The sequence below is a fragment of the Pikeienuella sp. genome (assembly GCF_046290545.1).
Lineage (GTDB): Bacteria > Pseudomonadota > Alphaproteobacteria > Rhodobacterales > Rhodobacteraceae > Pikeienuella.
This window is the reverse complement of sequence record NZ_JBKAGV010000014.1, coordinates 349,268-366,080: the sequence shown is the minus strand read 5'-3', so window position 1 is coordinate 366,080 and position 16,813 is coordinate 349,268. Positions and strand designations below refer to the sequence as shown.

Sequence of the window (16,813 nt, the reverse complement as noted above, 5' to 3'; positions counted from 1 at the left end):
GTTGCGATGCGGCCTCCCATGCGGGAGGGAGGCCGCGGCCCGGGCTGGTCGCCCGGGCCAAGGTTCTTGGGGGAGCGCGCCGCCCCCGCCCGGCGGAGCTTACTCCGCCGCCATGCGCCCCGCCGCCTCCCCGACGCCGTAAGCCTCCCGGATCATCTCGGCGAGCATGTCCGTCATCTCCCGCTTCGGCCCTTCGGCGCGATACAGGCCGATGCGGATCGGCGGCAGGTCCGGCAGGGCGCCGCCATGCTGGATGATCTCGAAATGCGGCGGGATCGAACTGGCGATCTGGGTGTGGATCGCGAGGTCGGCGGAGACGGCGGCTTCCACCGAGCGGGTCTGGTCGCTCTCCACCGCCATCACCCAGTCCAGCCCCGCCCCTTCCAGCGCGCGCTGCACGAGGGCGCGGAAGATGCAGGCGCGCTCATAGGCGAGCTTGACCGGCCGCCCCTTCCAGGCCGCGCCGCCATGCGCGCCGACCCAGACGAGATGGCTTTCCGCCAGCACCTCGCCCGGCGCGGCGACATTGGATTCGGTGGTGAGGATCAGGTCCGCCTCGCCGCGGGCGAACTCCTCCTTCAATCGCTTCGTGAAGGAGGAGGTGAGCGAGACCTTCACCCGCGGGAAGGCGCGGGCGAAGCGCTGCATCACCGCGGGGATGTGCGGATAGACGATGTCGTGCGGGACGCCGAGGGTCAGCTCCCCCTCGTAATCCGCATGGGTCATGCGGCCCCAGATCTCGTCGTTCAGCGCCACCATGCGGCGGGCGTAGCCGAGGAGAAGCTCGCCCTCCGCCGTCAGCGCGACGCCCCTGCCCGACCGGTCGAAAAGCCCGGCGCCGAGGGATTCCTCCAGCCGCTTCAGCTGCATCGAGACGGCGGATTGCGTGAGGTTCAGCCGGCCGGCGGCGGCCGTCACCTTCCCCTCGTCGGCGACAGCGACGAAGCTGCGGAGCGCGGTGATGTCGAGATTGCGCGCCATATCATCCTCCGTGATGGACTGCATCAGATCAATTCGTTTCCGGAATGAAGCACGGCGCGCCATATCAATCAAGCCAAATGATGGATTGAAGCGCAAGCATCCGATCTGATGATGGAGATGACGATGAGCATGATGAGCGACCTGATCGGCTATGGCCGGTCCGAGAAGACCCGCGGCGCCGCCGACCCGGCCCGCGCGCACGCCGCGCTCTGGCTTTCGGCGGCGCGGGAGCGGCGGACGCTGGCGGAGCTGCCCGATCACCTCCTCGCCGATATCGGGATCACCCGCGCCGAGGCGGAGGCGGAGACGCGCAGGCCGTTCTGGAGCGTGCGCAAGCGCGGATGACGGGCGAGGCCCGCCCGGTTGCGGGCGGGCCCGATGCCGGGCGGCGGGGTGCGCGCCGCCTCAGAAGATGAAGTCGTCTTCCCCGAAGGCGCCGGCGCTCTGGTTCTCGAACAGGATCGAGCCGCGGGTGTAGGTCACCAGCACGTCGTCGCCCTGCTGCTCGATCCGGAGCTCGTCGAAGCCCGAGACGCCGCGCTTGAACTCGACCTTGTCGGCCCCCTGCTGGAAACGCTGGATCACGTCCGCCCCGTCTCCCGGCTTGAAGCGGAACGTGTCCGGCCCGCCGCCGCCCTTCAGCGTGTCGGCGCCCTTGTTGCCCTCGATCGTGTCGGCCCCGCCGCCGCCGATGATCCGGTCCGCCCCGCCGCCGCCCTTCAGGAAGTCGCCGCCGCCGCCGCCCTTCAGCGTGTCGTTCGCGCCCTGGCCGAATATCCGGTCGGCCTGGCCCCCGCCCTTCAGGCTGTCGTCGCCCCCGCCGCCGCGGAGCACGTCCTCCCCCCGCTGGCCGAGCAGCGTGTCGTCCCCGCCGCGGCCCCTCACCGTATCGTCCCCGGCCAGCGCCGCGATCCGGTCCGGCCCGCCGGTTCCCGAGAGCACGTCGTCGCCCTGCGTCGGCCCGGCGGGCGGCGTCGTGGGCGGCGCCACGGGAGGTGTGCCCGGAGGGGTCACCGGCGGCGTGACCGGGGGGGTCACGGGCGGGGTCACGGGCGGGGTTACGGGAGGCGTGACGGGGGACGGCGTCACCAAGACCGCCAGGCGCGCCGCGTCGGAGACGAGGCCGTCCCCGTCCGTCGCCTCGACGGTGAAGCCGCCGGCTCCGGTTCCGCCTGAATGGGTGAAGAGCACGCGGCCGGCGGCGAGGTCGGCTCCGGTGAAGCTCTCCACCGCCGCGTTCTGCGCCGTGGAGAGGGAGACGAAGCCCCGGCTTTCGCCGGTCACATGGAAGAGAAGGTCCTCGCCCGTCGCCGAGAGGTCCGCCGCGCGCACGGTCGCGCGCCCGCCGGAGGCGACGGAGAGCGACAGGTCCCCGCCGATGACGGGCGCGCCGAAATCGCCGCCGAAGACGACGAAGGCCGCGCCGGCATCCTGATCCAGCGGCGCTCCGCGTGCGAAGCGCGCGCCGATGATGAAATCGTCCCGCCCGTCGCCGTTCACGTCCCCGAGCGCGGCGACGGAATCGCCGCTGGCGTCGCTCGGCATGGCGCCCGTGAGGCGGAACCCGGCGGAGGGCGCGAGCGCGGAGAGCTCGATGGAGGCGGCGAAGCCGCTCCGCGAGCCGAAGACGACATAGGTCTCGCCCTGAGCGCTCGTCCCCGCGAAGCGCGCGCCGACGAGCAGATCGTCGATCCCGTCCCCGTTCACGTCGCCGGCGGCGGAGACGGCGTCGCCCGCATAGTCGAACGCCGCGACGCCCCGCAGCGCAAAACCGTTCGCGCCGTTCAGCGCGGAAAGCTCGACAGGCGCGGTGAAACCTGTCGGCGAGCCGAAAACGACATAAGCCGTACCAGAAGATTCCCCGTTCGGATCGACGAGGCCGCTGCCGACGATAATGTCCGCGATCCCGTCGCCGTTGACATCCCCGGCGGCGGAGACGGCGCGGCCCACATTGTCGCCCCCGCTCGTATTCTCCGGCGTCGCGCCGACGACGCCGTTGATGACGAGGCCGCCATTGGAGCCGGCCGAGAAGACGATGACCTGCCCAGCGGCGCTCCTGCCGGCCGGATCGCCGCCCGAAACGCCGATGGCGAAGCCGGCGGCACCGTCCCCGGTCACGTCGCCGAGGCCGGCGATGGCGGTTCCGAACCGGTCATTCTGCGCCGAATCCTCGAAAGTGATGACCTCCGGCGACGTCGTCAGATCGACGTTGTCACGCATTCCCTCGACGCCGAGCACGACCTGCACATTGGTTCTTGGGCCGCCTGGCTCGCCGAATGGCGCAGTAGAGCTCTTCAGCGCCACGTCGGCGAGCCCGTCTCCGTTGAAGTCGCCTATTCCCTTCGCCGTCGCGCCCGCGAAAGCCTGCGCCGCGCCGTCTATGCGGAAACCCTGCGCGCCTGAAATCTCGCTGGCGGCGATCACGGGCGCGAAACCGGTCGTCTTGCCATAGAGGATATAGACCGAGCCGGAATTCCCGCCCGTATAGTCCGCGAAGGGCGCAGAGATCAGGAGGTCGTCGATCCCGTCCCCGTTCATGTCGCCGACGATGTCGACCTGATAGCCGAGCCCCTCGCCCTCGAAGCCGCGGAGGCGGAAGCCGTTCGTCCCGTCCAGTTCCTCCGCCCCGAGCCGGGCGGCGAAGCCGTTGGCCGAGCCGAACACCACATAGGCCTCGCCGCCGGCCGGCGAGCCTATGCTGGCGTAGCGCGCGCCGACGACGATGTCGTTGATCCCGTCGCCGTTGATGTCCCCCCCGCCGCCGACATCCTTGCCGGCGCGGGAGCCGAACCGCATGGAGCCCGTATCCCCGTCGATCCGGAATCCGTCCGCCCCGTCGAGATCGGCGAGGGAGCGGCCCGGCAGAACGTCGATCCTGCGCTCGAAGCTCGTCAGACCGTCAACCGCGCTCGTCGCCGTCACGGTGAAGGCGCCGCCGTCCCGCGCCGTATCGACGAAGCGGATCTCCCGCGCGTCGATCTCCGCCTGCGTGAAGGTCGTGACGGCGACGCCGGGCGCCCCGGCGCGTTCGAGAAAGCCGCCCGTCACGCCCGTCGCGGTGAAGACGACCTGATCGGCCCGCGCGTCGCCGAGCGTGGCGGAGAGATCCTCCGTCCGGATCGCCACCTTCTGGCCGTGCGCGAGCGCGAGCGCGCCGTCGCCCTCGATGATGCGGAAACGGTCGGAAAATTCGACGAACTCGTCGCCGAAGAAGAACTCCTCGACGTTGAAGACCGTCGTCGTCTCGACGCCGTTCGAGAAGACGAGGCCGCCGGCGATGTTCGAAACGGTGAAAGTCTCGAAATCGTCCCGGAAGACGACCTGATCGACGCCCGCGCCGCCGTCGATGAAGTTGGTTCCCGGGCCGCCTTCGAGCGTGTCGTTCCCCGCGCCGCCGAGCAGCGTGTCGTTTCCGAAGACGCCGAAGAGGCTGTCTTCATTGTCCCCGCCTTCAAGCCGGTCGTCGCCGCCGACGCCGGAGGTCGAATCGTCGCCGACGAGGATGTCGTCCCCGGCGCCGCCGAGGAGCGTATCTCCCCCGTCGAGGCCGAAGATCTCGTCCGCCCCGCCGCGGCCTTCGATCCGGTTGTTGCCAAACGTGGAGCCGGTCAGGCTGTCCGCGTTCTGAGAGCCGATCAGGTTCTCGATCTGCTCCAGGGTGACGAAGAGCGTGCCTAGCGCATCCACCTGGACGCGCTGCTGCTCTCTCTGAAGGCTGACGTTGACCCCGAACGGCGTGTCGAATTGCAGCGTGTCCGTCCCGTAGACCCCCGAGCCCTCGCCGCCGTCGCCCCGCACCGTCACGTCGCCCGAGCCGGTGATGACGAGGAGGTCGTTCCCCGTCTCGCCGTCGAGCAGGATCGCGCCCTCGCCCGAAACCGTATCCGCGCCGGGCCCCATGCTGACGACGTCGCCGGGGCCGACGCCCCGGAACTCGTCGTTTCCGGCGCCGCCGAAGAAGGTCTGGCCGCTGTCGAGGCCGAACTGGAAGTCCGCGCCCGGCGAGCCGAGAAACAACTGCTCGTTCGCGGGGAGCGCGGCGCCGGAGGGGGCGCCGGGAATGGCGGAGAGGTCGAGGGTGATCCCCGCCGCCGCAATGCCGACACCGGCGCCGAAGATGGCCTGGCCATAGGCGCCGTCGGCTCCGGCGCCGTATCCGACACCCGGATTTCCGCCGGTCGCGACGGAGCCCGCCGCGCCTGCGCGAATCGTCGTTGAGCCGCCCCCGGCGACGGTGAGGGCGCCAGTGAAGGAATAGATGCCGATGACCCCGATGCCGCCGTTCCGCCCGTCCGGGGAGCCGTTGTTGTAATTCGTCCCGTCGCCCCCCGCGCCGCCGATCGCCGTCCCGTCCACCGTGAGGTTGCGGATCGCGAGGGCGCCGGTGTTGCGGATGCCCGCCGTCGCGGGCCCGCCGCCATAGTTGCCGTAATTGTCTTCCGGGTCGGTATCGAACCCGTCGCCGCCCCGCGCATAGGCGCCGGTGATGACCGTGTCGATGACGGTCATCGTCGCCCCGCTGCGGTTGTAGATCGTGGCGGCGGCGGTAAAGCTGCTCTGTGCGTAGGGCAGGCCCTCCGTCCGCGTCTCCGCGATCGTGGAGCCCGTGATCGTGAGCGTGCCGCGGTTCTCGATCACCGTACCGACGGTGTTGATCTCGGCGCGCCCGAAACCGTGCGTGAACGTGAGACCGTCGATCGCGGCGGTTCCGGCCTCCCCGACGTACAGGAATTGCGAATCCGCGCTGTCGGCGACGCCGTTGGAGTTCCTGTCGCCGGAGATGGTGATGCGGTCGTCGCCGTCGATGGAGACCGTGTCGGTCGAGACGATGAGCCGGGACTGGAGCGAAATGGTACCGCTCAGGCCGTTGGCGAAGACGATCTCGTCCGCCCCCGCCTGCGCCTCCGCCTGCGCGAGCGCGGCGCGGAGGCTCCCGGCGCCGGAATCGTTCAGGTTCGTGACGGTGATCGTAGCCATGGTAAACGCCCCCTTACTTCGGGGAAGTTATCGGTTAACGCCGGGTTAAACCAGTGCAGGCCTGCACGTCCCGACCGATTTAGATGGTGAATCAAGCGCTTGAATCCCGCATGCCGCGCCCGCGCCGGAGCGATGCGCGGTAAAGTTGCGCCCCCCCCTCATTGTCACGCCTGCGTCAGGGCGCCGCAACGCGGGCGTCATGCGGCGGGCGTAAGAGGCGCGCCTCTGACGGAGGGCGGGCGATGGCCGGCGAGCGGTTGATCTGGAAGGCGGCGAAATCGGCGCGGCGGGCGGAGGCGTTCCTGCCCCGCTTCGCGCTGGCCGCGGCGCGGCTGCGGCGCGCGGCGCGGCGGGCGCGGCCTCAGCCGAAGAGGGCGTAGCGCGCCAGCGGCTCGTAGACCGGGCGCGCATGGCCGAGCGTGGAGCGGAAGAGGACGAACTCTCCGATCCGCGCCGGGCCGATCAGCGCCGCGCCCGTCGCCTCGAGCCAGCGGGCGGCGCGGGCGGCGGACATTTCGCCGGGATGGAGGCGCTTCAGCGTCACATGCGGGCGGTAGCGTTCCGCCGGGCGGGGAAAGCCGGCGTCCCGCCCGGCCTGCTCCACCTTCTCGTGAAGGCGGGCGAGGGCGGGATCGGGCCGGGCGGCGGCGAAGAGGAGGCGGGGCTTCGCGCCGCCGAAGGCGCCGGTTCCGTCGATCCAGAGGTCGAAGGGCGCGGCCTTCACCCGGCCGAGCGCGGCGTGAAGCTCCTCCGCCTCCCGCGCCCCGGCCTCGCCGAAGAAGGCGAGGGTGAGGTGGAGGTTTTCCGGCGTCGTCAGCCGGCCTTCGGGGAGGCCGGCCTGGAGGGCGGCGAGCCGCGCCCGCATCGGCTCCGGCAGGTCGAGCGCGGCGAAGAGGCGCACCGGCTCACTCCTCTCGCCTCACTCCGCCCGCGCCCGTTCCACGAGTTCGAGCGCGATGGGGCCGAACCGGGCGACGAGCGCCTCCACCCCCTCGGCGTTCGGATGGATGCCGTCCGGCTGGAACAATTCGGGCTTGCCGACGAGGCCCTCGAGGAAGAATTCGTCATGGATCGCGCCGTATTCGGCGGCGAGCTCGGGATAGATCGCGTCGAATTCCTCCTTGTAGTCCGCGCCGTAATTGAGCGGGGCGAGCATGCCCGTGAGGAGGACGGGGAGGTTGCGGGCCTTCGCCTCCTCCATGATCGCGGCGAGGTTGGCGCGGCTCGCCGCCGGGTCGATGGCGCGGAGGAGATCGTTGCCGCCAAGCTCCACGATCAGCGCGTCCGGCCCGTCGCCCCCGGCGCCGTCCAGCGCCCAGCCGAGCCGGGCCTTGCCGCCCGCGGTCGTGTCTCCGCTCACGCCCGCATTGACCACCACCGCGTCGGGGGCGCCGTTCTCCCTCAGCCAGGCTTCGAGTCGGGGCGCGAAGCTCTGCTCGGCGGGGAGGCCGTAGCCATGGATCAGGCTGTCCCCCAGAGCCACGATGCGGATTTCGGCGGAGGCTGCGGAGGCGAGGAAGACCGCCGCGAAAGCCGGAATCGCCTTGCGGATCATCGCCGCCAGCCCATATCGCATCGCAACAGACCTCATGCCGGATCGCCCCATGAATGTGTTCTCCCTCCAAGATGTGCATCTGACGCTCGGCGCCAAGGCCGGAAAGGTGGATATCCTCCGCGGGGTCGGGCTTGACGTTGCGGCGGGGCAGTCGGTCGGCATCGTCGGGCCCTCGGGCTCCGGCAAGTCCTCGCTGCTGATGATCATGGGCGGGCTGGAGCGCGCGAGCTCCGGCAAGGTCACGGCGCTCGGGCAGGACCTGACGGCGATGGGCGAGGACGGGCTGGCGCGGTTCCGGCGCGACAACATGGGGGTGGTCTTCCAGTCCTTCCATCTCATCCCGACGATGACGGCGATCGAGAATGTCGCGGCGCCGCTGGAGCTTGCGGGCGCGCGGGACGCGTTCGACCGGGCGCTGGAGGAGCTGAAGGCGCTCGGCCTCGGCCACCGGGCGGACCATTATCCGGCGCAGCTTTCGGGCGGGGAGCAGCAGCGCGTGGCGCTCGCCCGCGCCTCGGCTCCGCGGCCGAAGATCCTTCTCGCGGACGAGCCGACCGGCAATCTCGACAGCGCGACGGGCGCGGTGATCGTGGAGGCGCTCTTCGACCTCCAGAAGCGCCACGGGGCGACGCTGGTGATGGTGACGCATGCGCCCGCGCTCGCGGCGATGTGCGACCGGGTGATCCGGATCGAGGACGGGCGGGCGCGGGAGACGCCGGAAGCCGCGCGGGCCGCGGCGTGAGCCCGGCTCTCGCGCTCCGCTTCGCGCTCCGGGAGATGCGCGGGGGGTTGAAGGGATTCCGCGTCTTCCTCCTCTGCCTCGCTCTCGGCGTGGCGGCGGTGGCCGCCGTCGGATCGGTCAAGACGGCGATCGAGACGGGGCTGGCGGAAAAGGGGCGGGAGATTCTCGGCGGCGACGCGGAGCTGCGGCTCACCTATCGCCGCGCGACGGCGGAGGAGATGGCCGAGGTGCAGGCGGCGGCGCTCCGCGTCTCCGAGATCGTCGATTTCCGCTCCATGGCGGTGGCGGAGAGCCGGATCAGCGGGGAGACGGAGCGCGGGCTCACGCAGGTGAAGGGCGTTGACTCGGCCTATCCGCTCTATGGCGCGGTGGAGCTGGAGCCGGCCATGCCGCTCGACGACGCGCTGGCGATGGAGGGGCGGCCCGGGCTCGTGATGGAGCAGGTGCTGATCGACCGGCTGGGGCTGGAGATCGGGGACGAGGTTCGGCTCGGGGCGCAGGCCTTCGAATTGCGGGCGGCGCTGAAGGCGGAGCCGGACGGGGTTTCGGCGGGGTTCGGGCTCGGGCCGCGGATCATCGTGCGGACGGAGGCGCTGGGCGGCTCCGGGCTCCTTGGCGAGGGGTCGTTCTATGAATCCTCGCTCCGGCTTTCCCTGCCCGAAGGCGCCGATCTCGACGCGCTGAAGGCGGAGTTCGAGGGCGCGGCGGAGGCCGGCGGCTGGCGCTGGCGCGACAGCCGGAACGGCGCGCCGGGCATCCAGCGCTTCGTCGAGCGGCTGGCGGCCTTCCTCGTTCTCGTCGGGCTCGCGGCGCTCGCGGTCGGCGGGGTGGGGATTTCCTCCGCCGTCCGGGCCTATCTGGCGGAGAAGACGGAGACCATCGCGATCCTGAAGACCATCGGCGCGCCCTCGCGCGGGGTGTTCATGGTCTACCTGATCCAGATCGGATTGCTGACGGCGCTGGGCGTCATCCTCGGGCTCCTGATCGGGGCGGGGCTGCCCGCGCTGATCGGGCCGCTCTTCGCGGATGCGCTGCCGGTGCCGGCGCTGTTCCGGCTCTATCCCGGGCCGATCCTCGAAGCCTCGCTCTATGGCGCGCTGACGGCGTTCCTCTTCGCGCTCTGGCCGCTGGCGCGGGTGCGCATGGTGCGGGCGGCGGCGCTGTTCCGGGACATGGCGGCGCCGGAGCGGGGGTTGCCTTCGGCGGGGGACCTGCTCGCGCTCGGCGCGCTCCTCCTCGCGCTTGTCGCGGCGGCGCTGACCTTTTCGGGCGCGCCGCTGCTGGCGGCCTGGTTCATGGGCGGGGTGGCGGCGGCGCTCGCCGTGCTCTGGCTCGTCTCGAAGCTCCTCGGCCGGCTCGCGGCCTCGGCGGCGCGGGGAACGCTGCCGCGCGGGCGGCCGACGCTCCGGCTCGCGCTCGCCTCCATCGGCGGGCCGGGGGGCGAGACGACGGGGGCCGCGCTCTCCCTCGGCCTCGGGCTCACGGTGCTCGCCGCCATCGGGCAGATCGACCACAACATGCGGAGCGTCATCGGCGAGCAATTGCCGCAGGACGCGCCGGCCTATTTCTTCATCGACATCCAGAACGACCAGCTCGGCGGCTTCCTCGACCTCACGCGCGCCGAGCCGGGCGTGGGCGAGATCGCGACGGCGCCGATGCTCCGCGGGGTCATCACCGCGCTCGACGGCGTGCCGGCGGCGGAGGCGCGCGAACAGGTGGACCCCGGCGCGCGCTGGGTGCTGAGCGGGGATCGCGGCGTCTCCTATGCGACGGAGCCGCCGCGCGGCGCGGTCATCACCGAGGGCGAATGGTGGGCGGCGGATTATTCCGGCCCGCCTCTCGTCTCCTTCTCCGCCGAGGAGGGCGCCGAGCTGGGGCTGCGGATCGGGGATACCGTGACGGTGAACGTGCTCGGCCGGGACATCACCGCGACCATCGCGAATTTCCGGGAGATCGACTGGCGGGGCATGGGCATCAACTTCCTGATGATCCTCGACCCGGGGGCCATGGCCGGCGCGCCGCACACGCATATCGCCACGGTCCACGCCGCGGCGGAGGCGGAGGCGCCGCTGCTGCGCGCCGTCGGCCCGGCCTACCCGAACGTCACGGCGATCCGGGTGCGGGACGCGATCGACCGCGTCTCCGACGGGCTCGCCGACCTCGCCTCCGCCTCGCGCTGGGCGGCGGCGGCGGTGCTCGTCACCGGACTCGTCGTCTTGATCGGCGCGGCGGCGGCGGGGGAGCGGGCGCGGGCCTACGAGGCGGCGATCCTGAAGGTCATCGGCGCCTCGCGCGGGCGCATCCTGCGGAGCTTCGCGCTCCGCTCCGCGCTCGTCGGCGCGGCGGCGGGACTGGTGGCCATCGGCTTCGGCGCCGCGGCCTCCTGGGCGGTCATAACCTTCGTGATGGAGGCGGATTTCCGCTTCGACGCGGCCTCGGCGCTCGGCGTCGTCTCCGGCGGGGCCCTGGCGGCGCTGCTGGCCGGGCTCGCCTTCGCCTGGCGCCCCCTCGCGGCGCGGCCCGCCTCCGTATTGAGGGCGCGCGAATGAGGTTGAAATGCGCGCGCGCCGTCACGATATTCCGAGGCGAGGAGAGACCGCCGTTCAAGGCGGCCTTTTCATTGTGAAACAACGGAGAGGACACAGCTGCAATGGCTGACTACCAGACGGCGATACGGCGCGACGGCGCCATAGGGGCGGAGATCGACGCGGGCCTCCGCGCCTATATGAACAAGGTCTACTCGCTCATGGCGGTCGCGATGGCGATCACCGGCGTGGTGGCCTATGTCTTCGGCAACGATCTCTACGCGGTCACCCGCGGCCAGGAGACGATGCTGGTGCCCGCGGGCGTCATCACGGCTCTCTTCGCCTCGCCGCTCAAGTGGCTGGTGATGTTCGCGCCGCTGATCTTCGTCTTCGGCTTCGCGGCGATGGTCAACAAGATGTCCGCCTCCACGGCGCAGACCGTGTTCTGGGCCTTCGCGGCGGTGATGGGCGTCTCCATCTCCTCGATCTTCGCGATCTATACCGGCATGTCGATCGCGCAGACCTTCTTCGTGACGGCGATCGCCTTCCTCGGCCTCAGCATCTACGGCTACACGACCAAGCGGGACCTTTCCGGCATGGGCGCGTTCCTGGTCATGGGCGTGATCGGCCTGATCGTCGCCTCGATCGTGAACATCTTCCTCGCCTCCTCGGCGCTGCAGTTCGCGATCTCGGTCATCGGCGTCCTGATCTTCGCGGGCCTCACCGCCTTCGACACGCAGCGGCTGAAGAACGAGTACGTCCATTACAGCCAGATGGGCCGGGACGGCGCGGCCTATCTGCAGAAGGGCGCGATCATGGGGGCGCTGAGCCTCTATCTCAACTTCCTCAACATGTTCATGTTCCTGCTCTCGTTCCTCGGCCAGAGCCGCGAGTGACCTGAGACCGGACGGAGCTTCGAGGGCCGGGGGGCGACCCCCGGCCCTTTCTCTTTCCCCCTGCGCCGGAGGCGCGCTCCATGTTGATGAACGGCGACGCCGGAGCGGATGAAGCCGAACAGCGGCGCATCGCCGAGGCGCTGGCGCGGGAGGCGCGGCGCCGGGCGCGGCCGACCGCCATCAACCGCAGCTTCGCCATGCTGGGCGCCGCGCTCATCGTCATGGGCGTCGCGCCTTGGCCGGCGGTCTGGTACTGGCTAGGGCTTATCGGCGTCTTCATCGCGGTCGGCTGGGCGCAATACCTGATCGCGACGACACGATGGTTTCGCGACTGGATGGTCTACGCCTTCGTCGCGTTCGACACGGCGCTGCTCGTCTTCACACTGGTCTATCCGAACCCGATCGACCCGGCGGACCTGCCGCCGCAGGCGGCGCTGCGCTTCGGCAATTCCGTCTATCTTTTCATCGTCACGGGCGCGCTGGCGATGACGCTGCGGCCCGCGCTGATCCTCTGGGGCGGGGTCTGCGGCGCGGCGTTCTGGGCGGCGGCGATCTACTGGCTCGCGTCGTTGCCGGGTTCGGTCACCGGCTTTGACGAAGACGCCTCCTTCGCCGAGACCTTCGGGAACCCCACTTTCGTCGACATGGGCATCCAGCTCCAGTTCGCCGCGGTGTTCCTGATCGTCTCGGCGCTTGTCGCGGCCGGCAGCGCGGCGGCGCGGCGGCTCGTGGTGCGGGAGACGGCGGCGGCGCGACGGGCGGCCAACCTTTCGCGCTACCTGCCGGCGGAGGCCGTCTTCGAGCTGGCGGAGCGGGACGCGCCCTTCGGCGCGGAGCGGGAGGCGGCGGCGGCGGTGCTCTTCACCGACATCGTGGGCTTCACGGCGCTCGCGGAGCGGCTCGGCCCGAAGGCGGCGATCGGGCTCCTGCGCAAGGCGCAGGCGCTCGTGGCGACGGCGGTGGCGGAGGAGCGCGGCGTGCTCGACAAGTTCATCGGGGACGGCGCGATGGCGACCTTCGGCGCCTTCCCGACGCTGGAGACGGAGGGCCGCGCGCCGCCCGCCGCGCGCGCCCTGGCCGCTGCGCGGCGGATCGCGGCGGATGCGGAGGCCTGGAGCCGCGCGCGGGAGGCGCGGGGCGAGGCGGCGGCGCGGCTCGTCGTCGGGCTGCATTATGGCCCGGTTCTGCTCGGCGAGGTCGGCGCGGCGCAGCGGATGGAGTTCGCGGTGATCGGCGACACGGTCAACGTCGCCTCCCGGCTCGAACATCTCTGCCGCGCGCTCGACCTTTCGGTCGCGATCAGCGAGGAGGCGATGGCGGCGGCGGGATGGCCGGAGGGGCCGGAACGGGTCGGCCCCGAAGCCTTGCGCGGGCGGGCGGAGCCCGTGATCGTCTGGGGCCTCGCGGTGCCGGCAGGGGGCGGCGGCGCGGCCTGATCCGGCGGGCCGCAGCCGCGGGCCCCGCTTCTCTTTGATCTTCGCCCCGGTTCGGCGCTAGGCTTCGCGCATTGGCGGCGGGGGGACAGATCATGTTGCTGGAGCGGATCGATGCGGGCGCGCTGACGGCGGCGTTGCCGCGCGGGGAGCGGGAGCGGCTGGGCCTTCCGCCGCGGCCGGCCTCCGGCGGGGAGGATTATCTCTTCGTCGTCAACCAGAACTTCCTCGCCTCCTATGTCGGCGTGATCGGCGTCGCGCTCGCGCCGTTGCTCTACCTGATGTCCTTCGCCGGGATCTGCGCCTACGACTCGCTCAGCCACTACTATTTCGCGCCCTTTGCGGGCGATCTCTTCGTCGGGTCGCTCGCCGTCGTCGGCGCGCTCATGCTGGCCTACAAGGGCCGCGCCGCCTGGGAGAGCCGGCTCGCCAATTTCGGGGGCGTCATGGCCTTCGGTGTGGCGGCGACGCCGACGACGGGCGATGGATGCGAGGCGGGGACGCATCCCGCGCGGCTCTTCGCGACGGTGGCGGACGGAGCCCCCGGCCCGGCGGCGGAGAGCGCGTTCCGGCTGTTCGAGGGGGTCGGGCTGCTCCACGGCCTCTTCGCCGGCGCGCTCTTCACCGCGCTGATGATCTACGCCTTCGTCGTCTTTCCGCGGGTGGACGACGCGCGCCACCGGGTCGGCGGCCTGCCCGGCGGCGCGCTGACGCGGGCGAAGCGGATCCGGAACGGGCTTTATTATGCGAGCGGCGCGGCGATGGCGGCGAGCGTGGGGCTCGTCATCCTCGGGCTCGCGACCGGATGGGACGAAAGCGCGGCCTGGCGCAAATGGAACGTCACCTTCTGGGCCGAGGGCGTGGCGCTCGGCGCGTTCGGGGCCTCATGGCTGGTGCGCGGCCATTTCTTCGACAGGGCGCTCGCCGACCGCTGAGGCGCGGCCTTCGCTCAGCGCCGCTCGGCGACCGCCTTCTCGTAGACGGGCCGGAAGGCGGAGGTGCGGAAGGCCTTCTCGTTGATGTAGCGGCGATAGGCGTAGAGGCCGAAGACGCGGATGATCGCCGCCTTCAGCCGGCGCTTCATCGCGCTCTGCCCCCGCCATGAGGCGGTGAAGTGGTGGATCGCGTAGTTGCTGCGGCGGGTGAAGGAGGGCTGCTCGAAGGCGTACATGTCCATCACCCGCACGCCGCCGCCGCGCCATTCCCGCCCGTCGAGCCGGAAGCCCTCCACATGGTCGATGAAGTAGCGGGTGAAGATGTGGTTGTTCGGCAGCGTGTAGTCGATCTGCTCCGGCGTCTCCAGATAGGGCCGGAGGAGGGCGTGGAGGATCGGATGGTCCGCCACGGAGGCGAAGATCGCCGTGCCGAGCATGCATTTCCACATGTAGCCGACGAGGAACTCCGCTTCGAGAAGGTCGTCGAACGGGCGCCGCACCTCCACATCCGTGTCGAAGTAGATCCCGCCCCGGTCCCGCAGGACGAGGAGTCGGATCATGTCCGAGAGATGGGCGAATTGCCGGTCTTCATAGGCCTTGCGGAGGAAGGGGTAGCGGTCCAGATCGAAATTCGCCTCGGACCATTCGACGAATTCGTAATCCTTGAGGGCGCGCCGCTGCGTCTCCTGGCACCATTCCACGAGCGGCGGCTTCGGCTTGCCGCCGAACCAGCAGCTGTGGACGACCTTCGGTATGCGCTGCATCGGCCCGCCCCCGGCTCCCGTTCTTCCGCCGGGGAAGCGCTATCGCAATCCGGCCCGGCGCGCCACCCGTGGGCGGCGCGCGGGAAGAGCCATCGCATCATGCGGATGTTCGCCGGTCTTGCCCCCGGCCCCGACCGGCATCTCTCCGGGGGAGAGATGCAGGGGCCGTCGCCCGGAGGCGAAGGCCGGAGGGCGAGGGGCGGCGGGCGCCGGCTGATCTGACGCGGGTCAGATCAGCCGGGCGTTCTTGGGAGCGGTTCAACAGCTCCGCCGCCCGCGGTTTGCGGCCCCCCGAACCGATCATCCTGTGCGATCAGGAAACCGACGGCTCAGCGGAATTCCGGCAGCTTGTACTCCATCTCCTCCAGCGTCTTGCGCAGGTGGAGCTTGGAGATCTTGCCCGTCGCGGTGTGCGGAAGCTCGGGGAGGAAGACCACGTCGTCGGGCCGCTGCCATTTCGCGAGGCCCTTGGAGGCGAGTTCGATGATCTCCGCCGGGTCCGGCTCCGCGCCGGGGGCCTTCACGCAGACGAGGATCGGCCGCTCGTCCCATTTCGGATGGGCGACGCCGATGGCCGCCGCCTCCGCCACGCCGGGATGGGCGACGGCGGCGTTCTCCATGTCGATGGAGCTGATCCACTCGCCGCCGGACTTGATGACGTCCTTCGAACGGTCGGTGATGCGGACATAGGCGTTGGCGTCGATGGTCGCCACGTCCCCGGTGTCGAACCAGTTGTCGTTCCGCGCCGCGTCCGTCTCCGCCTTCAGATAGCGGCGGACGACGCCGGGGCCGCGGATCCAGAGCTTGCCCTGGGCCGCGCCGTCCCAAGGGAGCTCGGCGCCCGCATCGTCCGTGATGCGGAGATCGACGGTGAAGGGAGGGTGGCCGACCATGCACTGGATGTCGAGCTGCTGCTCCGGCGCGAGGCCGGCGACTTCCGGCTTGAAGGAGGAGGTGGTGCCGAGCGGGGAGGTTTCCGTCATCCCCCAGGCGTGGAAGACGCGGACGCCATAGGTGTTCTGGAAGGCGTCGATCACCGCCCGCGGGCAGGAGGAGCCGCCGATCACGACGCGCTGGAGGGTGGAGAATTTCTTGCCCGTGGCGCGGAGATACTGGAGCATCCCGAGCCAGATCGTCGGCACGGCCGCGGTCAGCGTCACGCCCATTTCCAGCATCTCGTAGATGCCCGCGGGCGTCATGTCCCGCCCCGGCATGACCATGGCGGAGCCGTTCATCGGCGCGGTGTAGGCGAGGGACCAGCCGTTCGCGTGGAAGAGCGGGACGACGGGCATGATGACGTCGCGCGAGGTCGCGTTGAGGCAATCGGGCGCCGAGGCCGCCATGGCGTGCAGCATGTTGGAGCGGTGGGTGTAGACCACGCCCTTCGGGTTGCCGGTGGTGCCGGAGGTGTAGCAGATGCCGCAGGCGTCGCGCTCGTCGCCCATCACCCAGTCGAAATTCCCGTCCTCCGCGCCGATCCACTCCTCGTAGCAAAGCGCGCCGGGCAGGATGTTCTCCGGCATGTGCGCCCGGTCGGTCAGGATGACGAACTGCCTCACGGTCGCCAGATGCGGCGCGACGGCGTTGATCACCACGGCGAGATCGGGATCGACGAGGAACATCCGGTCCTCGGCGTGGTTGATGATGTAGATGAGCTGCTCGGCCGAGAGGCGCGGGTTGAGCGTGTGCAGCACCGCCCCGGCGCCCGAGACGCCATACCAGACCTTGAGATGCCGCGCCGTGTTCCAGGCCATGACGCCGACCGCCTCGCCCGGCTTGATCCCGGAGCGGACGAGGGCCTGCGCCGTCTTCTTCGCGCCCGTGTGGATCTCGGCCCAGTTCGTCGTCTCGATCGGGCCCTCCACGGTGCGGGAGATGATCGGGCGGGCGCCGTGATACTTCGCGGCATGGTCGAGAATATGGGAGACTCGCATCTCCCAGTGCTGCATCAGATCGCGCATGGCGTTCTCCCGTGATTTTCGTTGCGCGGAGATTAGCAGCGAAA

At 70.6% G+C, this 16,813-nt stretch carries 13 protein-coding genes; 7 read left to right on the top strand and 6 right to left on the bottom strand.

Translation table 11 applies throughout. The features are described from left to right. Positions 1 to 99: 99 nt before the first annotated feature. Positions 100 to 981, bottom strand: a complete 882-nt coding sequence (locus tag ACE37J_RS13440) for a LysR family transcriptional regulator (RefSeq protein ID WP_409711794.1) — start codon at positions 979 to 981, stop codon at positions 100 to 102. Positions 982 to 1,104: 123 nt separating this feature from the next. Here ACE37J_RS13440 and ACE37J_RS13435 point away from each other — a divergent pair, with 123 nt between their 5' ends. Then, entirely contained in the window at positions 1,105 to 1,326 is a 222-nt protein-coding gene (locus tag ACE37J_RS13435) for a DUF1127 domain-containing protein (protein WP_409711768.1), read from the top strand. Positions 1,327 to 1,386: 60 nt separating this feature from the next. On the opposite strand, the gene ACE37J_RS13430 is transcribed toward ACE37J_RS13435, so the two are convergent. Continuing rightward, complete coding sequence (locus ACE37J_RS13430) at positions 1,387 to 5,958, bottom strand: beta strand repeat-containing protein (RefSeq protein WP_409711767.1); 4,572 nt, start codon at positions 5,956 to 5,958, stop codon at positions 1,387 to 1,389. 242 nt (positions 5,959 to 6,200) lie between these two features. On the opposite strand from ACE37J_RS13430, the gene ACE37J_RS13425 reads away from it, so the two are divergent. After that, positions 6,201 to 6,338, top strand: a complete 138-nt coding sequence (locus ACE37J_RS13425; protein ID WP_409711766.1) for a hypothetical protein — start codon at positions 6,201 to 6,203, stop codon at positions 6,336 to 6,338. Here ACE37J_RS13425 and thpR read toward each other — a convergent pair. Continuing rightward, positions 6,320 to 6,859 carry an RNA 2',3'-cyclic phosphodiesterase gene (gene thpR, locus ACE37J_RS13420; protein WP_409711765.1) on the bottom strand — a complete coding sequence of 180 codons (540 nt, stop codon included), beginning with the start codon at positions 6,857 to 6,859 and terminating at the stop codon, positions 6,320 to 6,322. The two genes, ACE37J_RS13425 and thpR, sit on opposite strands and share 19 nt — an antisense overlap. A gap of 18 nt (positions 6,860 to 6,877) precedes the next feature. Continuing rightward, positions 6,878 to 7,534: an arylesterase gene (locus tag ACE37J_RS13415; protein ID WP_409711764.1), complete on the bottom strand. Its 657-nt coding sequence runs from the start codon at positions 7,532 to 7,534 to the stop codon at positions 6,878 to 6,880. A gap of 28 nt (positions 7,535 to 7,562) precedes the next feature. On the opposite strand from ACE37J_RS13415, the gene ACE37J_RS13410 reads away from it, so the two are divergent. The 5 genes from ACE37J_RS13410 to ACE37J_RS13390 all read left to right on the top strand — a co-directional run bounded on the left by ACE37J_RS13410 (position 7,563) and on the right by ACE37J_RS13390 (position 14,044). Then, a complete protein-coding gene (locus tag ACE37J_RS13410) occupies positions 7,563 to 8,255 on the top strand; it encodes an ABC transporter ATP-binding protein (RefSeq protein WP_409711763.1) in 693 nt (230 codons plus the stop codon). Further along, on the top strand, positions 8,252 to 10,804 hold the full coding sequence (locus tag ACE37J_RS13405) for an ABC transporter permease (protein WP_409711762.1): 2,553 nt from the start codon (positions 8,252 to 8,254) through the stop codon (positions 10,802 to 10,804). The genes ACE37J_RS13410 and ACE37J_RS13405 overlap by 4 nt, the downstream gene beginning before the upstream one ends. Before the next feature lie 101 nt (positions 10,805 to 10,905). After that, positions 10,906 to 11,676, top strand: a complete 771-nt coding sequence (locus ACE37J_RS13400; RefSeq protein ID WP_409711761.1) for a Bax inhibitor-1/YccA family protein — start codon at positions 10,906 to 10,908, stop codon at positions 11,674 to 11,676. Between the two features lie 80 nt (positions 11,677 to 11,756). Then, positions 11,757 to 13,112, top strand: a complete 1,356-nt coding sequence (locus ACE37J_RS13395) for an adenylate/guanylate cyclase domain-containing protein (RefSeq protein WP_409711760.1) — start codon at positions 11,757 to 11,759, stop codon at positions 13,110 to 13,112. A gap of 92 nt (positions 13,113 to 13,204) precedes the next feature. Further along, positions 13,205 to 14,044: a hypothetical protein gene (locus ACE37J_RS13390; protein WP_409711759.1), complete on the top strand. Its 840-nt coding sequence runs from the start codon at positions 13,205 to 13,207 to the stop codon at positions 14,042 to 14,044. A 14-nt stretch (positions 14,045 to 14,058) separates the two neighbouring features. Here the strand turns inward: ACE37J_RS13390 and ACE37J_RS13385 are convergent, their stop codons facing one another. Together ACE37J_RS13385 and ACE37J_RS13380 are read right to left on the bottom strand one after the other, a co-directional pair. Then, the gene (locus ACE37J_RS13385) at positions 14,059 to 14,808 is read right to left on the bottom strand and encodes a glycosyltransferase family 32 protein (RefSeq protein WP_409711758.1); all 750 of its coding nucleotides are present in this window, start codon (positions 14,806 to 14,808) and stop codon (positions 14,059 to 14,061) included. A gap of 329 nt (positions 14,809 to 15,137) precedes the next feature. Continuing rightward, entirely contained in the window at positions 15,138 to 16,769 is a 1,632-nt protein-coding gene (locus ACE37J_RS13380) for a long-chain-fatty-acid--CoA ligase (protein WP_409711757.1), read from the bottom strand. Positions 16,770 to 16,813: the final 44 nt, after the last annotated feature.

Bases quoted from the DNA above. Each gene is read 5' to 3' on its own strand.
- ACE37J_RS13440 (WP_409711794.1), bottom strand. From the start codon at position 981: ATGGCGCGCAATCTCGACATCACCGCGCTCCGCAGCTTCGTCGCTGTC.
- ACE37J_RS13435 (WP_409711768.1), top strand. From the start codon at position 1,105: ATGAGCATGATGAGCGACCTGATCGGCTATGGCCGGTCCGAGAAGACC.
- ACE37J_RS13430 (WP_409711767.1), bottom strand. From the start codon at position 5,958: ATGGCTACGATCACCGTCACGAACCTGAACGATTCCGGCGCCGGGAGC.
- ACE37J_RS13425 (WP_409711766.1), top strand. From the start codon at position 6,201: ATGGCCGGCGAGCGGTTGATCTGGAAGGCGGCGAAATCGGCGCGGCGG.
- ACE37J_RS13415 (WP_409711764.1), bottom strand. From the start codon at position 7,534: ATGCGATATGGGCTGGCGGCGATGATCCGCAAGGCGATTCCGGCTTTC.
- ACE37J_RS13410 (WP_409711763.1), top strand. From the start codon at position 7,563: ATGAATGTGTTCTCCCTCCAAGATGTGCATCTGACGCTCGGCGCCAAG.
- ACE37J_RS13400 (WP_409711761.1), top strand. From the start codon at position 10,906: ATGGCTGACTACCAGACGGCGATACGGCGCGACGGCGCCATAGGGGCG.
- ACE37J_RS13395 (WP_409711760.1), top strand. From the start codon at position 11,757: ATGTTGATGAACGGCGACGCCGGAGCGGATGAAGCCGAACAGCGGCGC.
- ACE37J_RS13390 (WP_409711759.1), top strand. From the start codon at position 13,205: ATGTTGCTGGAGCGGATCGATGCGGGCGCGCTGACGGCGGCGTTGCCG.
- ACE37J_RS13385 (WP_409711758.1), bottom strand. From the start codon at position 14,808: ATGCAGCGCATACCGAAGGTCGTCCACAGCTGCTGGTTCGGCGGCAAG.
- ACE37J_RS13380 (WP_409711757.1), bottom strand. From the start codon at position 16,769: ATGCGCGATCTGATGCAGCACTGGGAGATGCGAGTCTCCCATATTCTC.